The organism is Bacillus sp. Hm123, assembly GCF_051842975.2.
GTDB lineage: Bacteria > Bacillota > Bacilli > Bacillales > Domibacillaceae > Bacillus_CE.
This window is the reverse complement of record NZ_CM200277.1, coordinates 3,428,965-3,446,469: the sequence shown is the minus strand read 5'-3', so window position 1 is coordinate 3,446,469 and position 17,505 is coordinate 3,428,965. Positions and strand designations below refer to the sequence as shown.

The window sequence follows — 17,505 nt, the reverse complement described above, 5'->3', positions numbered from 1 at the left end:
CAGGAAAGGAGTGAGAGCGATGGCAACTTCATTATCAAAACAAGATTGGGTCGATGAACTGGATAAACCAGAAGTACAAGCTTCTCTTCAAAAGCTAATAGAAAAGCTGCCTGCTTTAACGGAAAAGCTAGAACAGGTTGATAACATATTATCTTTTGGTCAAGCTGCGATGGAAGATCAGCACACGATGGAAAAAGTGAAAACGAAGCTCGATTACACTAATGTAGATGTAGATACGCTCGAAGCTGGCCTTCGCCTGCTAGAGAAATTACCTTTGTTTTTACAGCTAATTGAAAAACTAGAACCGGTTGTCCGTTTTATGGAGCAAGTGTTAGGCGATCAAAAGTCGATCGAATACTTGCAAAAGAGCGCAGAAGGGTACTTGGAGCCAATTCAAGAAAAAGTAGAACAAGGCAAGACATTGTGGGAGGAAGTCCAAACGAAAGCGGAAGCCAATACGCAACACATTTCCGTTTTCACGATCTTAAAGTGGATGAAAGACCCATCCGTCCAGCGAGGACTATCTTACGTACAAGCATTAATTGACACCTTGCCTAAAAAGCAATAATGATTTTTCGACAAAAACCGGGGAGTGACAGGCACCTCCCTTCCGAAAAAAGGAGCGATCGAAGTGTTATTACGTTATTTTTATGATGAGAAGTTGGCGCATGCGTCTTATTTGGTGGGATGTCAGAAGACGGGGGAGTCGGTCGTTATTGATGCGTCTCGTGATATTGAGCAATACATTGAAGTAGCGAAAAAGGAAGGGTTAAAGTTAACAGCGGTAGCTGAGACGCATATTCATGCTGATTTTGTCGCTGGATCTCGTGATATTGCCGATCGTTTTGGGGCGAAAATGTATGTGTCTGACGAAGGCGATGAAAACTGGAAGTATCAAAATCTTGAAAACATTGATCATCAATTGCTGAAAGATGGCGACAAATTTAAGATTGGTAACTTAACGTTAGAAGCGATGCATACACCAGGTCATACACCTGAAAGTATTTCTTTTATCCTAACAGACAACGGTGGCGGTGCGGATCATCCGATGGGCATTTTCACGGGTGACTTCGTGTTCGTTGGCGATGTCGGTCGTCCAGACTTGTTAGAGAAAGCGGCAGGTTATGAGGGTACAGCTGATGCAGGAGCGAAAGAAATGTTTGTTTCGCTTGAGCGCTTTAAGTTGCTTCCTGATTACTTGCAAGTATGGCCCGCCCATGGAGCAGGTAGTGCTTGTGGTAAAGCATTAGGTGCTATTCCTTCTTCGACTGTCGGTTATGAAAAAATGTTCAACTGGGCATTGCAATTCGATGATGAAGCTACATTTGTGAAAGCGTTGCTCGATGGGCAGCCAGAACCACCAAAATATTTCGCAGTGATGAAACGTGTCAATAAAGTTGGTCCTGCTTTATTTAAAGATTTACAAGTACCAGTCGAAGCAACGGATGCTTCCGCTCTTCATGAATGGCTTGAAAACGATATGGTGATTGATACTCGTGCTTCTTCCGAGTTTGCGGAACGTCATATTGCTGGCACAATTAACATTCCATTCAATAAGTCTTTCACGAATTGGGCAGGCTGGCTTGTCAATTATGAAGCACCACTTTATTTACTCGTCGAAGAAGGGACGCTACCAGCCATTTTACAGGCGCTTCGTTCAATCGGGATCGACAACACGGTGGGTTATATGAATGTCAATGCCGCGTTGGAGCAAGTATCTGAGCTTGAAAGCTATGAAAATATTGAACCAGCTGCGATTCAAGAAAAAGTGGAAAAAGGCGATATCCAAGTGCTTGACGTTCGCAATCAAACAGAGTGGGATGAAGGGCATATTGCTGGCGCGATCCATGTGATGCTCGGCACATTACCAGATCGCTTAGATGAAGTGCCGCAAGATCAGCCAATTCTTGTTCAATGCGCTGCGGGTGGCCGTTCTGCCATCGCAGCAAGTGTACTTCAAGCGAAAGGAATTAAAAACGTAACGAATTTGTTAGGTGGCTACTCCCGCTGGAAAACAGACGTACTGGAAGCTGTAAAATAATTATTGATAAAACCGCCGGTGAAAATTTAACACTGGCGGCTTTTCGTTTACAATAAAAGAAAGCGCTTTAGAAGGGAAATAGATCAATGGAACAGTATCCTGTGGAACAAAAATATTTACATCAAATTTTTGAACATATTCAAGATGGGATCATTGTAATGAATCAAAATCGGGAAATATTACTAATGAATCCAGCGGCCCATCGACTCACAGGCTGGAACATTGGTGGTCAAGTTCCCTTTTGCTCTTATTGTCAAGAACGAAAAGTTTCTCACGGAGAAAATCGCTGCTATTTAATCGCAAGGAATGAAGTGCCCTACTTTTTATCACAAATGCCTGTGTACCATGGCAATGAGCTAGATGTTGAAATGAGCACAGCGTTAATTTATCAAGATCAAGACAGTCAGGAGCAAGAGTATTTACTTGTGCTTCGCGATCAAACGTTGCGACAAAAAGAAGAAGAGGTGAAATTATCCAAAAAGGTGATTAAGCAGTTGATTGAAGCTCAGGAAAAAGAACATAAGCGCCTAGCTCATGAGCTACATGATGGGGTGAGTCAATCCCTTTATACGATCTCTGTTGCTTTGCAGGCGATCGAATCAACGGTTGAAGATGCCCGTCTGTTGGACTATGTAAATGAGGTTCGAGCCGAATTAGACAAAGCAATGTCTGATATTAAAGCTTATTCTCATCAGCTTCGGCCAACGAGCTTAGATCGATTAGGTTTAGTGTCTGCTTTAGGGGCACTCATTCAGTCCGTTGAATCGACTTCTTCGCTGGTCATCGATTTTAAAACGAATATTAGTGGCCGTTTGCCGTCTGCGGTGGAAATTAACGTGTATCGTACCGTGCAGGAAGCATTGCACAATATAGTGAAATACGCACAAGCACATGAAGTTTACTTATTTCTTTGGAAAGAACGGAAGCAGCTCATTGTTGAAGTGCACGATGATGGTGTCGGATTTGACTTAGAGCAGGCAAAGGGTGGACTTGGACTTGAACATATGCGGGAACGAATTGAGCAGTTAAATGGCCGCTTTTTCATTCAATCAGCATCAGGTGAAGGCACGAGAATTATGGCTACAATGATGATAGATGAAAGCGAGGCAATCGCAAATGAAAGTGATGGTAGTCGATGATCATGATTTAATAAGAAAAGGGATTATTTTACTTTTAGGAAATTATCAAGATATTGAAGTAACAGCCGATGCTGGAGATGGAAATGAAGCATTGGTGTTAGCGATGCAAACGGAGCCAGACGTCGTTTTAATGGATATTTCGATGCCTAATGGATTAGATGGGTTCACAACGACAAGGCAGCTTCTTCTGCAGCAGCCAAACATTAAAGTTGTGCTGTTAACGATGCATGATGAAGAAGCTTATATTTGCAAAGCCATTCAATTAGGCGCACATGGATATATTTTAAAGAAGAGCCAAGGAAGCGAGCTGTATGAAGCGATCTATCATGTCTACCATGGACGCCGTTACTACAACACAGACTTGAGTGAGGCACAGATTGAAAAGATGATGAAGAAAAAAGAACAGCCTGTCTCACCGTTAACTTTGCGAGAACAGGAAGTATTGCGTTTAAACGTCCTTGGTTATACGAATAAAGAAATTGCAGAAAAGTTGCACATTAGCGCCAAAACCGTGGAAAATCATAAAGCAAATATTATGAACAAGTTAGGATTAAAACAAAAACACGAAATGATCCAATATGGAATTAAAAACTATTTCAGTGATATCCATTAACGCGGGGGTGAGTCTCGCGTTTTTTTATTGCGAGAGTGATCGATCGCTTCACCTATTTCAGCATTTTCTCTATTTCAACAGTTACAACCTTCAATAAATTTTCATATTTACTACTTCGATAGGGGAACCCCCCTATGTATGAATGCTTCTTTTTTTTCTATACTGAAGTAGAAGTACAAACGTTAATCTATTTTTTACATAGTAAAAGGAGTACGGGAGGGGCACGGATGGATCTCATGTATTGGCTTTTGATCTTTATGATCGGTTTTATCGGTTCATTTATTTCTGGTATGGTCGGCATCGGTGGTTCGATTATTAAATACCCGATGTTGTTATATATTCCACCATTGCTCGGCTTTGCAGCATTTAGCGCGCATGAGGTATCGGGAATTAGTGCGGTTCAAGTGTTCTTTGCGACGATTGCAGGTGTGTGGGCGTATCGCAAAAGCGATTATTTAAATAAAAAATTAATTATATACATGGGGGGAGCTGTTCTCCTCGGTAGTTTTATCGGCGGCTTCGGTTCCGAAGGGCTATCAGAAGAAGTTATCAATGTCGTGTACGGGATTCTTGCGGCATTAGCAGCGATTATGATGTTTGTTCCTAAGAAAAATCTCGATGATCGTCCAATGAGTGAAGTCACATTTAACGGCTGGCTCGCGGCGGCTCTTGCTTTTATTGTCGGCATCGGTGCGGGCATTGTTGGAGCGGCGGGAGCATTTCTTTTAGTTCCCATCATGCTTGTTGTGCTGAAAATCCCAACGAGAATGACGATCGCTAGCTCCTTAGCCATTACTTTCATTTCCTCAATTGGTTCAACAGCTGGGAAGCTCATGACAGGACAAGTATTGTTTTGGCCAGCGGTAATCATGATTGTCGCGAGCGTTATCGCTTCACCACTTGGAGCGAAAGCAGGACAAAAAATGAACACGAAAATTTTACAATGGCTGCTGGCGATTTTAATTGCGGCAACAGCGATTAAAATTTGGTTGGATATTTTATAGGAAAAAGGAGACCTCTTTTTGTGGGGTCTCCTTTTTCCTATATTGCTCTCACTTTAACAATAAAACGGTGCTGTTTTGCATCAAAGTATCCTTTAGACTGGATGATTTGATGAATTTTATACAGCTGTTCAAGGTACCGATTGGTTGTAAATGAGGGAATTTGCCACGGAATCGCTATTAAATAGTAGATCAGTGCCCCAATATCATAGAAACGTTGAATCGGGAACTCTTCTTTGCAGTCTAAAACTTCAAAGTGATTATTTTTTAAATCTTCTAAAGCTGCTTTCAAGTTCCAGCTTGAATATTCCTCGTTCAAAGGGACGCCGAAGCTCTCATTTATTTGATAACAATCGAAACCGCCTACTTGCTGAGTAAGAAAGATGCCATTATCTTTTAAAATACGTCTTACTTCTTTGGAAGAGAAAGATTCATGTTGATTAAGAATGCAATCGAAAAAGTGATCTTCAAAAGGAAGGTCGGCATCCTCATTGATGGAGACCACGTTAACGCCCAATGGTTCAAGCCTTTCCTTGGCAATAGGAACATTAGGTTTATAGCTTTCAGTAGCAAATATATTTGGTGGAAAAGGAGCTAGTTTAGATAGAAATTCCCCTCCACCGGTTCCCATGTCTAATATAGAATGGGCTTCTTGGACAAGTGATATAGCCATGCTGCCATAAGACCAAGATAACAACTCGCTTTGCATACGTCCTGTTGCTGTAATAAATGAGAAGTCCCAGCCGGAAAAACATTGCTTTTCATCTTGAATGTACTTTAAAAACTGTTTATCTTTTACCATTATAATCCTCCTTTTATATGTGGTTTGACCAATTTATAAAAGGAGGTCCTCTAATAAATAGACAGCATTGTTATGTTTCGTGTTCTAATAAGCTCATTGTATGTCACTCCTTAGCCTACCAAACCAAGTGAATTTAAAAAGACAACGATAATCGTCAGTGGCACGATCCATTTCATTAATAATTGCCAAGTCGTATAAGTGCTTGGAGCTAGCGATTGGCCGAGCATAAATTCTCGTTTGACGAGTTGTTGGTTCATCTTCCAAGCGATAAATAGGGCGATGAGCAAGTTGCCGAGTGGCAGCATGATGTTACTGACAAGATAGTCGGTTGCATCAAAGACGGTTTTATCAAAAATTTTCATGTCTGCCAGTAGGCTAGAAGAAAGCGCAGCAGGGATACCAGCAATAAACACTGTTATACCAGCAATCCAAGTGACCACTTTTCTTGATGCTCCATTTTCGAGAAAGGCGGCTACAATGATTTCTAATAAGCTGAAAGCAGACGTTAACGTCGCAAATAAGAAGAGCAATAAGAACATAAATAAGAATAATTCACCAAACGGCATTTGTGAAAAGACAGACGGCAAGACGATGAAGAGAAGGCCTGGTCCTGCTGTCGGCTCAAAGCCAAACGCAAATACAACTGGAAAAATAGCAAGCCCTGCTAACACCGATACGAAAATATTCATGAGTGCGACCGATCCGGCAGACGTTGGAATGCTTACGTTTTTATTTAAATACGAGCTGTACGTCACCATACACGAAAATCCAACCGCTAATGAGAAGAAGGATTGTCCAAGCGCATAAAGTACCGCTTCACCGGTAATTTTCGAAAAGTCTGGCTGTAAGAAAAAGCGAACGCCTTCCATTGCTCCTTCTAATGTCAGTGAACGGATGACGAGCACGATAAAGAAGATAAATAATAGCGGCATCATATATTTGCTCGCTTTTTCAATCCCATTCTGAATACCGGATGCAATGACAACGATAGTAATGAGTAAAAACGCCGCCAATCCACCGATCGTAATCATGGGGGAACTAGTAATTTGTCCGAACATTGCCCCGTAGTCGGCACCGTCTCCAATCACTTTTCCACCAAGTGACATGACCGTGTAGGTGAGCACCCAGCCACCAACCACACTATAAAACGATAGCAATAGAAAGCAGCCGATGACACCCAATTTTCCGGTCAACGTCCAGAAGCTACTTGGCGCTAATTTTTTATAAGCACTGACCGCTTCTTTTCCAGAGCCGCGACCAATGATAAACTCTGAAATTAACATGGGCAAGCCAATTAAAAGCGTAAATAATATAAAGAGAAGCAGAAAGGCACCACCGCCACTTTGTCCAGTTACGTACGGGAATTTCCAAATCGCTCCCAAACCGATGGCCGCTCCTGCTGATGATAAGATAAATCCGATACGTGAGGACCATTGCTCTTTATTTTCCATAAAATACCTCCTGTTCTATTAAAGCTTTGTGCGTAAATCCCAAAGCTCAGGAAAAAAGCGATGATCGAGCACTTTTTTCAAATATTGCACACCCGATGATCCGCCAGTCCCCATTTTACAGCCGATAATTCGTTCAACCGTTTTCATATGACGGAATCGCCATTGCTGTAGCCAATCTTCAATATCGATTAGCTTTTCCGCTAGTTGATAGAGATCCCAATATGTTTCCACATCGGCATAGACTGAAAGCCAAGCCGCTTCAACTGTCGGGTCACCTGTATAAGTCCCCGAATAATCACGGCCGATTAAGTCTGGGTTAATTGGAAAGCCGGCACGTGCCAACGCTTCGATCGCTGCATCATAAATGCTTGGGGCATGATAAGCTTTTTCTAATATATCATGAAGTTGCGGATCTTTTTCATAAATTGTTAAAATGTGCGCCGTTTTATAGCCGAGTAAAAATTCAATTTGTCGGTATTGAAACGATTGAAACCCGGAAGCTTGGCCTAACTTTTCGCGAAACTCCATATATTCAGCTGGTGTTAACGTAGAAAGGACATCCCACGCTTGAATAATTTGCGTTTGAATTTTAGACACGCGGGCTAACATTTTAAAAGCGGGTTGTAGCTCATCTTGTGCAATAAGCTTAATTGCTGCTTCCATTTCATGAATGATCAGCTTCATCCACAATTCGCTCACTTGATGAATGATGATAAAGAGCATTTCATCATGATGACCAGACAACCGATGCTGAGCGCTGAGTAGCTGATCGAGTCCAAGGTATTCTCCGTAGGTCATGTTGTTCGTGAAATCAGTATGAATCGATTTTTCATTCATTGTCATGTAATATTCCTCCTTCTTCTATTGGTCGAATAATAGCGCGTACAGGACTACCATCAGCGCCTTCAATGAACAGCGGTAACGCAACGACTTCATACAAGCCCGGTTCGACATGATCAAGCACAATATTTTCTAAAATATGGACCCCGTTTTTGTGCAATGAATGATGAACCTCCATTTCTTTACTATTCAATGCGTCCACTGAAGGTACATCTACTCCGAGTAAAAAAACTCCTTTTTCTTTCAGGAATGGACCAAGTACTGGATCAAGGGGAGTCACTTTCCCGGGAAATGATGTTGGCACGATCTTCGAAGTTGTCCGTAGCAGCACCCGCTCTGCTCTGTCTAATCGGTAAACCTCTAGCTGTTGTGGCCCAATGTAATCTAGGTTAGACGCATCAATCACTAGTGCTTTGCCGATAAAAATTTCAACGTCTAATTGATGGATTTGTTTCCCTTCATGATCAAAATGAAAAGGGGAATCGACATGGGTGCCCGTATGCAGGCTTGTTGTGATTCTTCCGATATTGACAGAGCCTGTTTCTGCTTTTGTATAAGAAAGTTCATAGGAAAAAGGCACATCTCCCGGCCAATGAGCGATTCGGCTGTTGAGCGGCTGTGTAATATCGATCCATTTTGCGCTCATTATGCGACCACATCCCGTTCATTTTTGTATTGCTTATATTGCTCTTTTTCCATGATTTCTTTCAAAATTTTCACCGTCTGCCAAACGTCTTCAAACGTGTTATACAGGGCAACTGGTGCTAATCGAATGCCATTAGGTGCTCGGAAATCAGGGATGACTTCATGAGCTTTTAACGCTTTGCAAATACGTGCCGCTTCTATATGCTCAAGAAATAAGTGACCGCCGCGCTGACGATCGTTACGAGGGTTCGCAATTGTGAAATGGAATTCCGCTAACTCATGCTCGATTAGTTCCATCATATAATTTGTCAGTTGCAATGATTTGTTGCGGATACGGTCGATACCCGCTTCATTAAATAGCTCTAGCGCTCCAAGTAACGGAGCTGTACTTAAAACATGTGGTGTACCCATTTGATAAGCTCCGGCATGTTCAGCGGGATCTAAATCTAGCGTCATATCAAATTGCGTCTCTTTTTTTGAGCCAAACCAGCCAGCAAGTCCTGGTGCTTGACCGAAATGCTTCTTATTAACGTAAAGTGCCGCTGTACTGCCAGGTCCGCCATTTACGTGCTTATAATTACACCAAAAAGCAAAATCAACGCCCCAACGACTTAATTCATGGGGAATCGAACCGATTGAATGACAAAGGTCAAAGCCGATCAAAATCCCTCGCTCATGAGCGGCGTTCGTTAGCTGCTCCATATCCAACACTTGTCCGCTGCGATATAGCACGCCTGGTAAAATAATTAAAGCGATTTCCTCAGTCATTGCTGCAATAATGTCTTCTTCTTTCAACAGTCGCCCATCTTCACTTTTAACGAGCACTAAATGCTTGGCAGGGTCGTAACCTCTTAATTGCAGTTGACTTTTCATTGCATAAATATCTGTTGGAAATGTCAGTTCATCGGCTAGAATTTTTGTTCGCTTCCCTTCAGGCTGATAAAAGCTAGCTACTAATTGGTGAAGGTTAGAAGTAGTAGATCCCGTGATAATGACTTCTTCAGCATCCGACCCTGTAAGCGTGATTATTTTTTCACTTAAAGATTCCGATAGATAGAACCACGGGTGCTCTCCTTGTGTCCAGCCATCAATTCCATACTCCTTCCATGAATGAAGCAAATTAAGCACAGCTCTTTCCGCTCGTTTAGATAGCAATCCAAGCGAGTTTCCATCAAGGTAAGTTCGACCTTCCTTCAAATAAAACTCCTCACGAAAATGCGCTAACTCATCTTGCTGATCTAATGATTTCGCATACTCTTTTGAAAAAACGTCCATTTTTCTCCTCCTGGCATTTTAATATTCTTTCTATTCTGATAATAATTCATTTATAGGGTGTATGGCAATCAAGTGGAGTTTGGGTAGTTAGATTAGAGGGGAATTGCAATTAACGCATGTAAACTTTCGGCTTCTTCAAGTTGCGTAAAAAGTAATTGCTTTGTATATTTATAGGAAGTTCAAGTGGAGGATTACAAAATGGCTCAATTGCAGATGAAAAACATATATAAAACTTACGATAAAAATGTTACAGCTGTTACAGACTTTAATCTTCATATTCCAGAGAAAGAATTTATTGTATTTGTTGGCCCTTCAGGCTGTGGTAAATCAACGACTCTCCGTATGATTGCTGGTCTTGAAGAGATTTCAAAAGGTGATCTCTATATCGATGGGCAACGTGTAAACGATGTGGCGCCGAAAGACCGTGATATTGCGATGGTATTTCAAAACTATGCCTTATATCCACATATGAATGTATATGATAATATGGCATTTGGTTTAAAATTGCGTAAATTTTCAAAAGATGAAATTGATCGCCGCGTAAAAGATGCTGCGCACATTCTCGACCTAGAAAAATATTTAGATCGTAAACCGAAAGCTCTTTCCGGCGGTCAACGTCAGCGTGTTGCTTTAGGACGTGCGATTGTTCGAGATGCGAAAGTTTTCTTGATGGACGAGCCTTTATCCAACTTGGATGCAAAGCTGCGCGTCCAAATGCGCGCTGAAATTACTAAATTACATCAGCGTTTACAGACTACCACCATTTACGTTACACACGATCAAACGGAAGCAATGACAATGGCAACTCGTCTCGTTGTAATGAAAGATGGGATTATTCAACAAGTGGGTGCACCAAAAGACGTGTACGAAAAACCAGAAAATGTATTTGTTGGTAGTTTCATTGGCTCTCCTGCAATGAATTTTTTTAAAGGCAAGCTAAAAGGTGAGAGCTTCCAAATCGGTGAAGTAAGCATTGCTGTGCCAGAAGAAAAAATGAAAGCATTACGTGATCAAGGTTATGTCAATAAGGAAATCATTTTAGGTGTTCGCCCAGAGCATTTCCGTGATGATCCTGCGTTCATTGATGTGTCAGGAGATACAAAAATAAATGTCAAAGTAGATGTGGCAGAGTTGATGGGGGCTGAAACCATAGTTTACTCCCATATTAAAGGCCAAAACTTTGTTGCACGCGTTGATGCTGACACAGAAGTGAAACAAGGTCAACAATTAGCTTTAGCATTAGATATGAACAAGGCCCATTTTTTTGATGGAGAAACTGAGCGACGCATTCACACAGAAAAAGAAACAAAGGAAAGAGCTGCTTACTAAGTGATTTAGAAAGGTAGTTTCTTAAGGCTAATAAGTCCTTTTTGGAGCAGAATTTCTATAGGAATATCATAGAAGAAGGCAGAGTATAATCATGCCTTCTTCTATCTTTATGTGTGACGTATAAATTGGTGAATTCAGTAAACCTCAATCACTTTTCTCCTCTCTAGTATCTAAACCCTCTATCTATCATTCTTATAAACATCAAGGCTGCTTCATCGTCATTTGTGTCTGACTTTCTGTATGGATCAAACTAATGTTACTTGATTCCTTCTACATTCCATTATTCTGGAATTTTCCGCTATTCTGGAAAATAAACTTTTGGTATTTCCGTAAAACAGGAAAAAACTTCGAAATGGTTACTATTTACATATCCTCTCCGTTTGGCACGAAATTTGCATTTTTAGTTAAAAGCAAGGGTTAAAAAACAAGGGGGTTGAGGAATGGATTTAGTCATTATTTTGTTGGCATTAGGACTATTAATGTTTGTCGCTTATCGTGGGTTTTCTGTTATTTTATTTGCGCCGATTTGCGCATTGTTAGCGGTGTTTTTGACAGATCCGAACTTTGTGCTTCCGTTTTTCTCTAATATTTTCATGGAGAAGATGGTCGGATTTATTAAACTTTATTTCCCTGTATTTTTGTTAGGGGCGATTTTCGGTAAGGTGGTCGAAATGTCCGGGATTGCTGAGTCGATTGCGAAGACGATCGTTCAGTGGGTTGGGGCGAAGCAAGCGATGCTAGCGATTGTTCTGATGTGTGCGATTTTAACGTACAGCGGTGTCAGCTTGTTTGTCGTTGTATTTGCGGTTTATCCGTTTGCGAAAAACTTATTTATGGAAGCGGACATTCCGAAGCGGTTAATTCCAGGAACGATTGCGCTTGGGGCGTTTACGTTTACGATGGACGCGTTACCGGGTACACCACAAATCCAAAACGTCATTCCAACAACTTTTTTCAAAACAGATATTTATGCTGCTCCTATTCTTGGCATTATTGGTGCGATCTTTGTTTTTATGATCGGGATGCTTTATCTTGAAAGCCGTCGTCGAAAAGCGGTAAATGCTGGCGAAGGTTATTACGGAATCAATCATGAAATTGTTGAAGAAGAAACAAATGATGGGATTTCAAACGAAAAAGAATCGACTGCTAGAAGAGTATTGGCATTTGTTCCGCTCATTCTCGTGGCGGTGATGAATAAAGTATTTACAGAGACTTTGCCGAAATGGTATCCGAATGGTTTTGATTTTGCTGATATTGGGTTAGAGGCGTTCGGAAAAGTAGAATTGCCGTCGGTTGTGGCGATTTGGTCCGTACAAATGGCATTAGTAACGGGGATTATTGCGGCGCTTTTATATAACTGGAAGCGAGTCAAGCTTAATTTCCAAACGGGGATCAATGCATCGATTGGAGGCGCTTTACTGGCGGCGATGAATACGGGAGCCGAGTATGGTTTTGGCGGCGTGATTGCTTCTTTACCAGGCTTTACGGTCATCAGTAAAGGGATTTCTGAAACGTTTACGAACCCGCTCGTCAATGGAGCGGTAACAACGACTGCTCTCGCGGGGGTTACAGGATCTGCTTCGGGCGGCATGGGGATTGCTTTGAGTGCGATGGCAGACAAGTATTTAGCTGCTATCAATGAGTTCAATATTCCACCAGAAGTAATGCATCGTGTGATCTCGATGGCTTCTGGAGGCATGGATACATTGCCGCACAATGGAGCAGTTATTACGCTATTAGCAGTGACAGGCTTAACTCATCGTCAATCTTATCGTGATATTTTCGCCATTACGATTATTAAAACAGTAGCGGTCTTCTTTATTATCGCAATGTATAGCTTAACGGGATTAGTGTAAAGGGGGAAAGAAAAATGTTAACAGGAAAAGTAGCTTTAGTGACAGGTTCAGCGAGTGGGATTGGGTTAGAAGTGGCCCGTGCTTTTGCGAAAGAAGGGGCGAAAGTAGTGATCGCTGATTTAAAGGAAGAAGCGGCCAAAGCAGCGGCGGAGCAGTTGAAAGGACAAGGGTTTGACGTAGCAGCGGTTGCTTGCGATGTGACGAATGAACAGCAAGTACAAGAGTGCCTTCAATTTGTGGTTGATCAATTTGGGGCGGTCGATATTTTAGTGAATAATGCAGGGTTGCAGCATGTAGCACCGCTTGAACAATTTTCAACAGAGAAGTTTGAGCTGTTGATCCAAGTGATGCTGACCGCACCTTTTGTTTTTATTAAGCACGCCTTACCGATTATGAAGAGAAATGGCTCGGGTCGAATTATTAATATGGCGTCTATTAATGGCCTTGTTGGTTTTGCTGGGAAAGCAGCTTATAACAGTGCCAAGCATGGCGTTATTGGCTTAACGAAAGTAGCTGCGCTAGAGACGGCTGCTCACGGCATAACAGTCAATGCTCTCTGTCCAGGGTATGTGGACACACCGCTTGTGCGCGGCCAATTGGAGGATTTAGCGAAAACGAGAAATGTGCCATTAGAAAATGTGTTGGAAGAAGTGATTTATCCGCTCGTTCCACAAAGGCGCCTTCTTGGTGTAGAGGAAATCGCTGATTATGCGATTTTCCTAGCTAGTGAGAAAGCAAAGGGAGTGACCGGTCAAGCGGTCGTTCTCGATGGAGGATATACGGTGCAATAGAAAACGATCGCCTTTCAAGTGATTCATTGCTTGAAAGGTTTTTTTGTCCCAATTTTTGTTACTATAATAATAGTAAACAAAAGGGAAGGACGGGAATTGTAGATATGAAGAGATTAGTCAGTAAGTTGCCTTATGAATGGCTTGAGGAAATGATTAATATCGCCGCAGAATGGGTAGTAGTAGTTGACTGTAAAGGTATCATTATTTATATTAACGCAGCTTATTGCGACTATCTCGGAACGACCGTCTCCGAAGCAATAGGGAAAGATGTGCGCGATGTTATCGAAAATACGAGAATGCATCTGATCGTCCAGACGTCACAGCCGGAAATTGCTTCGATTCATCCAATTAAAGGCAATGAAATGATTGCTAATCGCTATCCTTTATATGTAAATGAAGAGCTAGTTGGAGCCGTCGGTACCGTCATGTTTCGTAATTCTGAGGATTGGATGGCTTATTCGGAAAAAGTCCAACCTTTTCTTGAAGAGCTGAAATATTATAAAAAGAAATTTGAAAAAGAGTTGCAAAGCAAGTATAGCTTTGCGGACTTAATTGGCGAGAACTCGACGTTTAAAGAAGCAAAAAAGTTGGCTCAGCGCGTGGCAGGAAGTCAATCATCGGTACTACTAATGGGGCCTTCTGGTACGGGAAAGGAGTTATTTGCTCATGCGATTCACGGGGCGAGCCAGCGAGCGGCGTTTCCGTTTGTGCGAGTGAATTCGGCGGCGATCCCTGAGCCATTGCTAGAATCCGAACTGTTTGGCTATGAAGAGGGAGCTTTTACCGGGGCAACGAAAGGTGGGAAAAAAGGAAAGTTCGAGCTCGCTCATCGCGGAACGATCTTTCTAGATGAGGTAGGAGATATGCCGTTACTAATGCAAGGAAAGCTGCTTCGCGTGCTACAGGAAAAAGAGATTGAGAGGATCGGTGGGCAAAGGCCGATTCCGGTTGATGTTCGCGTCATTGCTGCTACTCATCGTAATTTAGAAGAAATGGTGCATCAGGGAGAGTTTCGCGAAGATTTGTATTATCGACTCAACGTCATGAAAATTGACATTCCTTCTTTACGCGAGCGTCAAGAGGATTTGCCTACCATTGCTCACATGTTAGTAAAAAAGCTAGCAAAAACATTTAGTCGCGAGCAACTGACGATCTCTTTAAAAGTGATAAATCGTTTGCTGCTCCATTCATGGCCTGGCAACATTAGAGAATTAGAAAATGTATTAGAGCGGGCTGTGAATGTCTTAGATGGTAAGGTCATTCAATTGCATCATTTACCTCTTTATTTGCAGGAAGAACCGACTGTCACGAAATTACATGAACGAGAAGAGCAAGCCGTGCTTCCATTAAAACAAATGTTAGCTCAAGCGGAGAAATCGGCTTTAGAACTAGCATTGAAGAAGGCAGGAAATAATAAACTAGAAGCAGCTAAGTTATTAGGGATTAGTAAAACGAGCTTGTATGACAAATGTAAATTATATGGTTTATGAGCATAATGGTGTCAGAAAATTATTTTCATTCTGTTTTTCTTGCGGTATAATGAATAATTAATTATCGCAAAAAGGTAGGTTCAAACTATGAAAACGAACGTGCAGACAAAACCTTTACTTCAAGAGGAGAAGCTAGGTAGTCGTGGAAGATTGCTAGTCAAATGTCCGGATCGTCCGGGAATTGTCGCGGCTATTTCTAAATTTTTATTTGAACATGAAGCCAATATTATTGAGTCGAATCAATATTCTAATAATCCAGAAGGCGGCACCTTTTTCATTCGAATTGAGTTTGATCGTCCGAATTTAGCAGAAAATGCGGCGCAAATGGAGAAAGATTTTGATGTGCTAGCATCGGAGTTTGCTATGGAGTATCAATTTACATATGCTGAGGAACGAAAGAAGATGGCCATCTTCGCTTCTAAAGAACCTCATTGCTTGCTTGAGTTGCTTTGGGAGTGGCAAAGCGGAGATCTGCCAACCGATATCGCTCTTGTTATTAGTAATCACGAGAGTACGAGAGGGATGGTAGAAGCGCTTGGTATCCCGTTTTATTATATCCCAGCTAATAAAGACATTCGCAAGCAAGTAGAGCAGCAACAAATTCAACTGTTGAAAGAATACGAAGTCGATGTGATCGTTTTGGCTCGTTATATGCAAATTTTAACGGAGGATTTCGTCAGTCATTTTCCGAATCAAATTATTAACATTCATCACTCTTTCCTCCCTGCTTTCATCGGTGCAAGACCGTATGAGCGGGCGCACGAACGCGGAGTGAAATTGATTGGAGCCACGTCGCACTACGTAACGAATGACTTGGATGAAGGTCCGATTATTGAACAGGATATTGAGCGGGTGAACCATCGTGACGATGTAGCTGGCTTGAAGAAAATTGGTCAGTCGATTGAACGTCGTGTACTAGCACGTGCAGTTAAGTGGCATTTAGAAGACCGTGTAATTGTACACGGAAATAAAACCATTGTCTTCCGTTAATTAGTAGTGAGCTGCCCTTAAGGACCTTGTTATATGGATTATTTCCATGCAATGAGCTTAAGGGTAGCTTTTTTTTGAAATTTCACTTGGTAAAAAATTCATTTAATGGAGGTTGTTTTGTGACGCAATTGCTATCTGTAAAAAACTTATCGAAAAAAATAGGAAATACGACATTATTGCCGACGATTAGCTTTCAAATTGATCGAGGTCAATGTGTGGTCATTCGCTGTAACCAACATCTAGGAAATATGCTAATAAAAATTATTTTAGGAGAGGAAGTAGCTTCAAAAGGCTATGTATACTTCAAAGGAAATGATCTGAAAAGTGACTCAAATATTTTCCGGGAAATAAGTGCTTGTTTTTTAGATGATGGTCTTTATGAGAGATTAAAAGTGAAAGAGTACTTAGCTTTCTTTCAAAAAATGTCGGAATCTGATAGGACGGTTGATGAAGTGGTTCAACTGCTTGGTTTGTTGGACAAGAAAGAGGTGAAAACTGCCAAGCTAACTTTTTCGGAAAAAAGACGTTTGCAGATAGGGCGGGCAATTATAAATAATTATGATTTAGTTGTGTTGGAGGAGCCAGAGCAAAACATTGATATTGAAAGTGCCATCATTATTCGAAATGCGATTCGACAATTGCAAAAGGAGCAAAAAGCGATCTTAATCATAACATCTTTTTTAGAAGATGCATTGTCTTTAACGAATGAAGTTTATTGGTTGAATGAAGAAGGCTTGAAAAAAATTGAGGTGGACGAGGATGAGCCGGAAAACCAACGAGCGGATGAGGAATCCACGGAAGTTCTGAAGCCAATGAAGCTTGAAAAGATTCCAGCAAAAGTGAAAGAAAAAGTGATTTTATTTGATCCTCCAGAAATTCATTATATAGAAAGCCAAGAAGGAGTCTCACACTTGCATTTATCGGAAGGGAGCTTTCCTTGCTCGTTTACACTCAATGATTTAGAGGAGAAGCTAAAGGCATTTGGTTTCTTTCGCTGCCATCGTTCCTATATTGTCAATTTACAGCGAGTGCGTGAAGTAATTACGTGGACAAGAAACAGCTATAGCTTAGTTCTTGATGATGACAAGAAAAGTTCGATCCCTTTATCGAAAGCGCGTTTTGATGAATTGAAAGGGATTTTAGGATTGTAGTGAAATTTGAACGGCCTAAATGAAGGATTGAATTATACATAAGCATCACTCAGCATTTTTTCGATCTGTTCACAGGAAAAATAAGGTGGGA

At 41.4% G+C, this 17,505-nt stretch carries 16 protein-coding genes; 11 read left to right on the top strand and 5 right to left on the bottom strand.

The window, feature by feature from the left end:
* Nucleotides 1–19 precede the first annotated feature (19 nt).
* The 5 genes from ACSVDJ_RS17960 (at nt 20) to ACSVDJ_RS17940 (ending at nt 4,797) form a co-directional block, all read left to right on the top strand.
* The gene (locus ACSVDJ_RS17960; RefSeq protein ID WP_439167730.1) at nt 20–568 is read left to right on the top strand and encodes a hypothetical protein; all 549 of its coding nucleotides are present in this window, start codon (nt 20–22) and stop codon (nt 566–568) included.
* A 63-nt stretch (nt 569–631) separates the two neighbouring features.
* The gene (locus tag ACSVDJ_RS17955) at nt 632–2,041 is read left to right on the top strand and encodes an MBL fold metallo-hydrolase (RefSeq protein WP_439167945.1); all 1,410 of its coding nucleotides are present in this window, start codon (nt 632–634) and stop codon (nt 2,039–2,041) included.
* A gap of 86 nt (nt 2,042–2,127) precedes the next feature.
* Entirely contained in the window at nt 2,128–3,180 is a 1,053-nt protein-coding gene (locus ACSVDJ_RS17950) for a sensor histidine kinase (protein ID WP_439167728.1), read from the top strand.
* Entirely contained in the window at nt 3,158–3,793 is a 636-nt protein-coding gene (locus ACSVDJ_RS17945) for a response regulator (RefSeq protein WP_439167726.1), read from the top strand. The genes ACSVDJ_RS17950 and ACSVDJ_RS17945 overlap by 23 nt, the downstream gene beginning before the upstream one ends.
* A 227-nt stretch (nt 3,794–4,020) precedes the next feature.
* On the top strand, nt 4,021–4,797 hold the full coding sequence (locus ACSVDJ_RS17940) for a sulfite exporter TauE/SafE family protein (RefSeq protein ID WP_439167724.1): 777 nt from the start codon (nt 4,021–4,023) through the stop codon (nt 4,795–4,797).
* A gap of 37 nt (nt 4,798–4,834) precedes the next feature.
* On the opposite strand, the gene ACSVDJ_RS17935 is transcribed toward ACSVDJ_RS17940, so the two are convergent.
* The 5 genes from ACSVDJ_RS17935 to kynU all read right to left on the bottom strand — a co-directional run bounded on the left by ACSVDJ_RS17935 (nt 4,835) and on the right by kynU (nt 9,807).
* On the bottom strand, nt 4,835–5,596 hold the full coding sequence (locus ACSVDJ_RS17935) for a class I SAM-dependent methyltransferase (RefSeq protein ID WP_439167723.1): 762 nt from the start codon (nt 5,594–5,596) through the stop codon (nt 4,835–4,837).
* A 110-nt stretch (nt 5,597–5,706) separates the two neighbouring features.
* Nucleotides 5,707–7,047, bottom strand: coding sequence for a sodium-dependent transporter (locus tag ACSVDJ_RS17930; protein ID WP_439167721.1), 1,341 nt, complete (start codon nt 7,045–7,047; stop codon nt 5,707–5,709).
* 18 nt (nt 7,048–7,065) lie between these two features.
* Nucleotides 7,066–7,890 carry a tryptophan 2,3-dioxygenase gene (kynA, locus tag ACSVDJ_RS17925; RefSeq protein ID WP_439167719.1) on the bottom strand — a complete coding sequence of 275 codons (825 nt, stop codon included), beginning with the start codon at nt 7,888–7,890 and terminating at the stop codon, nt 7,066–7,068.
* A complete protein-coding gene (kynB, locus tag ACSVDJ_RS17920) occupies nt 7,877–8,536 on the bottom strand; it encodes an arylformamidase (RefSeq protein WP_439167943.1) in 660 nt (219 codons plus the stop codon). Before kynB ends, kynA begins: the two co-directional genes overlap by 14 nt.
* Nucleotides 8,533–9,807 carry a kynureninase gene (kynU, locus tag ACSVDJ_RS17915; RefSeq protein WP_439167717.1) on the bottom strand — a complete coding sequence of 425 codons (1,275 nt, stop codon included), beginning with the start codon at nt 9,805–9,807 and terminating at the stop codon, nt 8,533–8,535. Before kynU ends, kynB begins: the two co-directional genes overlap by 4 nt.
* A 198-nt stretch (nt 9,808–10,005) precedes the next feature.
* Here kynU and msmX point away from each other — a divergent pair, with 198 nt between their 5' ends.
* The 6 genes from msmX (at nt 10,006) to ACSVDJ_RS17885 (ending at nt 17,414) form a co-directional block, all read left to right on the top strand.
* A complete protein-coding gene (gene msmX / locus ACSVDJ_RS17910) occupies nt 10,006–11,136 on the top strand; it encodes an oligosaccharide ABC transporter ATP-binding protein MsmX (RefSeq protein WP_439167715.1) in 1,131 nt (376 codons plus the stop codon).
* Nucleotides 11,137–11,576: 440 nt separating this feature from the next.
* The gene (locus ACSVDJ_RS17905; protein WP_439167714.1) at nt 11,577–12,992 is read left to right on the top strand and encodes a GntP family permease; all 1,416 of its coding nucleotides are present in this window, start codon (nt 11,577–11,579) and stop codon (nt 12,990–12,992) included.
* A 14-nt stretch (nt 12,993–13,006) separates the two neighbouring features.
* The gene (locus tag ACSVDJ_RS17900; RefSeq protein ID WP_439167713.1) at nt 13,007–13,783 is read left to right on the top strand and encodes a 3-hydroxybutyrate dehydrogenase; all 777 of its coding nucleotides are present in this window, start codon (nt 13,007–13,009) and stop codon (nt 13,781–13,783) included.
* 104 nt (nt 13,784–13,887) lie between these two features.
* Nucleotides 13,888–15,273 (top strand): sigma-54 interaction domain-containing protein, encoded by a 1,386-nt coding sequence (locus ACSVDJ_RS17895; protein ID WP_439167712.1) that lies wholly within the window; start codon nt 13,888–13,890, stop codon nt 15,271–15,273.
* A gap of 87 nt (nt 15,274–15,360) precedes the next feature.
* Nucleotides 15,361–16,263 (top strand): formyltetrahydrofolate deformylase, encoded by a 903-nt coding sequence (gene purU / locus ACSVDJ_RS17890; RefSeq protein WP_439167710.1) that lies wholly within the window; start codon nt 15,361–15,363, stop codon nt 16,261–16,263.
* A 128-nt stretch (nt 16,264–16,391) separates the two neighbouring features.
* Entirely contained in the window at nt 16,392–17,414 is a 1,023-nt protein-coding gene (locus tag ACSVDJ_RS17885) for a LytTR family transcriptional regulator DNA-binding domain-containing protein (protein WP_439167941.1), read from the top strand.
* Nucleotides 17,415–17,505: the final 91 nt, after the last annotated feature.

Coding starts and splice junctions, on each gene's coding strand:
- ACSVDJ_RS17960 (WP_439167730.1), top strand. CDS start 20: ATGGCAACTTCATTATCAAAACAAGATTGGGTCGATGAACTGGATAAA.
- ACSVDJ_RS17930 (WP_439167721.1), bottom strand. CDS start 7,047: ATGGAAAATAAAGAGCAATGGTCCTCACGTATCGGATTTATCTTATCA.
- ACSVDJ_RS17950 (WP_439167728.1), top strand. CDS start 2,128: ATGGAACAGTATCCTGTGGAACAAAAATATTTACATCAAATTTTTGAA.
- ACSVDJ_RS17935 (WP_439167723.1), bottom strand. CDS start 5,596: ATGGTAAAAGATAAACAGTTTTTAAAGTACATTCAAGATGAAAAGCAA.
- ACSVDJ_RS17905 (WP_439167714.1), top strand. CDS start 11,577: ATGGATTTAGTCATTATTTTGTTGGCATTAGGACTATTAATGTTTGTC.
- kynA (WP_439167719.1), bottom strand. CDS start 7,890: ATGACAATGAATGAAAAATCGATTCATACTGATTTCACGAACAACATG.
- ACSVDJ_RS17945 (WP_439167726.1), top strand. CDS start 3,158: ATGAAAGTGATGGTAGTCGATGATCATGATTTAATAAGAAAAGGGATT.
- purU (WP_439167710.1), top strand. CDS start 15,361: ATGAAAACGAACGTGCAGACAAAACCTTTACTTCAAGAGGAGAAGCTA.
- ACSVDJ_RS17900 (WP_439167713.1), top strand. CDS start 13,007: ATGTTAACAGGAAAAGTAGCTTTAGTGACAGGTTCAGCGAGTGGGATT.
- msmX (WP_439167715.1), top strand. CDS start 10,006: ATGGCTCAATTGCAGATGAAAAACATATATAAAACTTACGATAAAAAT.
- ACSVDJ_RS17940 (WP_439167724.1), top strand. CDS start 4,021: ATGGATCTCATGTATTGGCTTTTGATCTTTATGATCGGTTTTATCGGT.
- ACSVDJ_RS17895 (WP_439167712.1), top strand. CDS start 13,888: ATGAAGAGATTAGTCAGTAAGTTGCCTTATGAATGGCTTGAGGAAATG.
- kynU (WP_439167717.1), bottom strand. CDS start 9,807: ATGGACGTTTTTTCAAAAGAGTATGCGAAATCATTAGATCAGCAAGAT.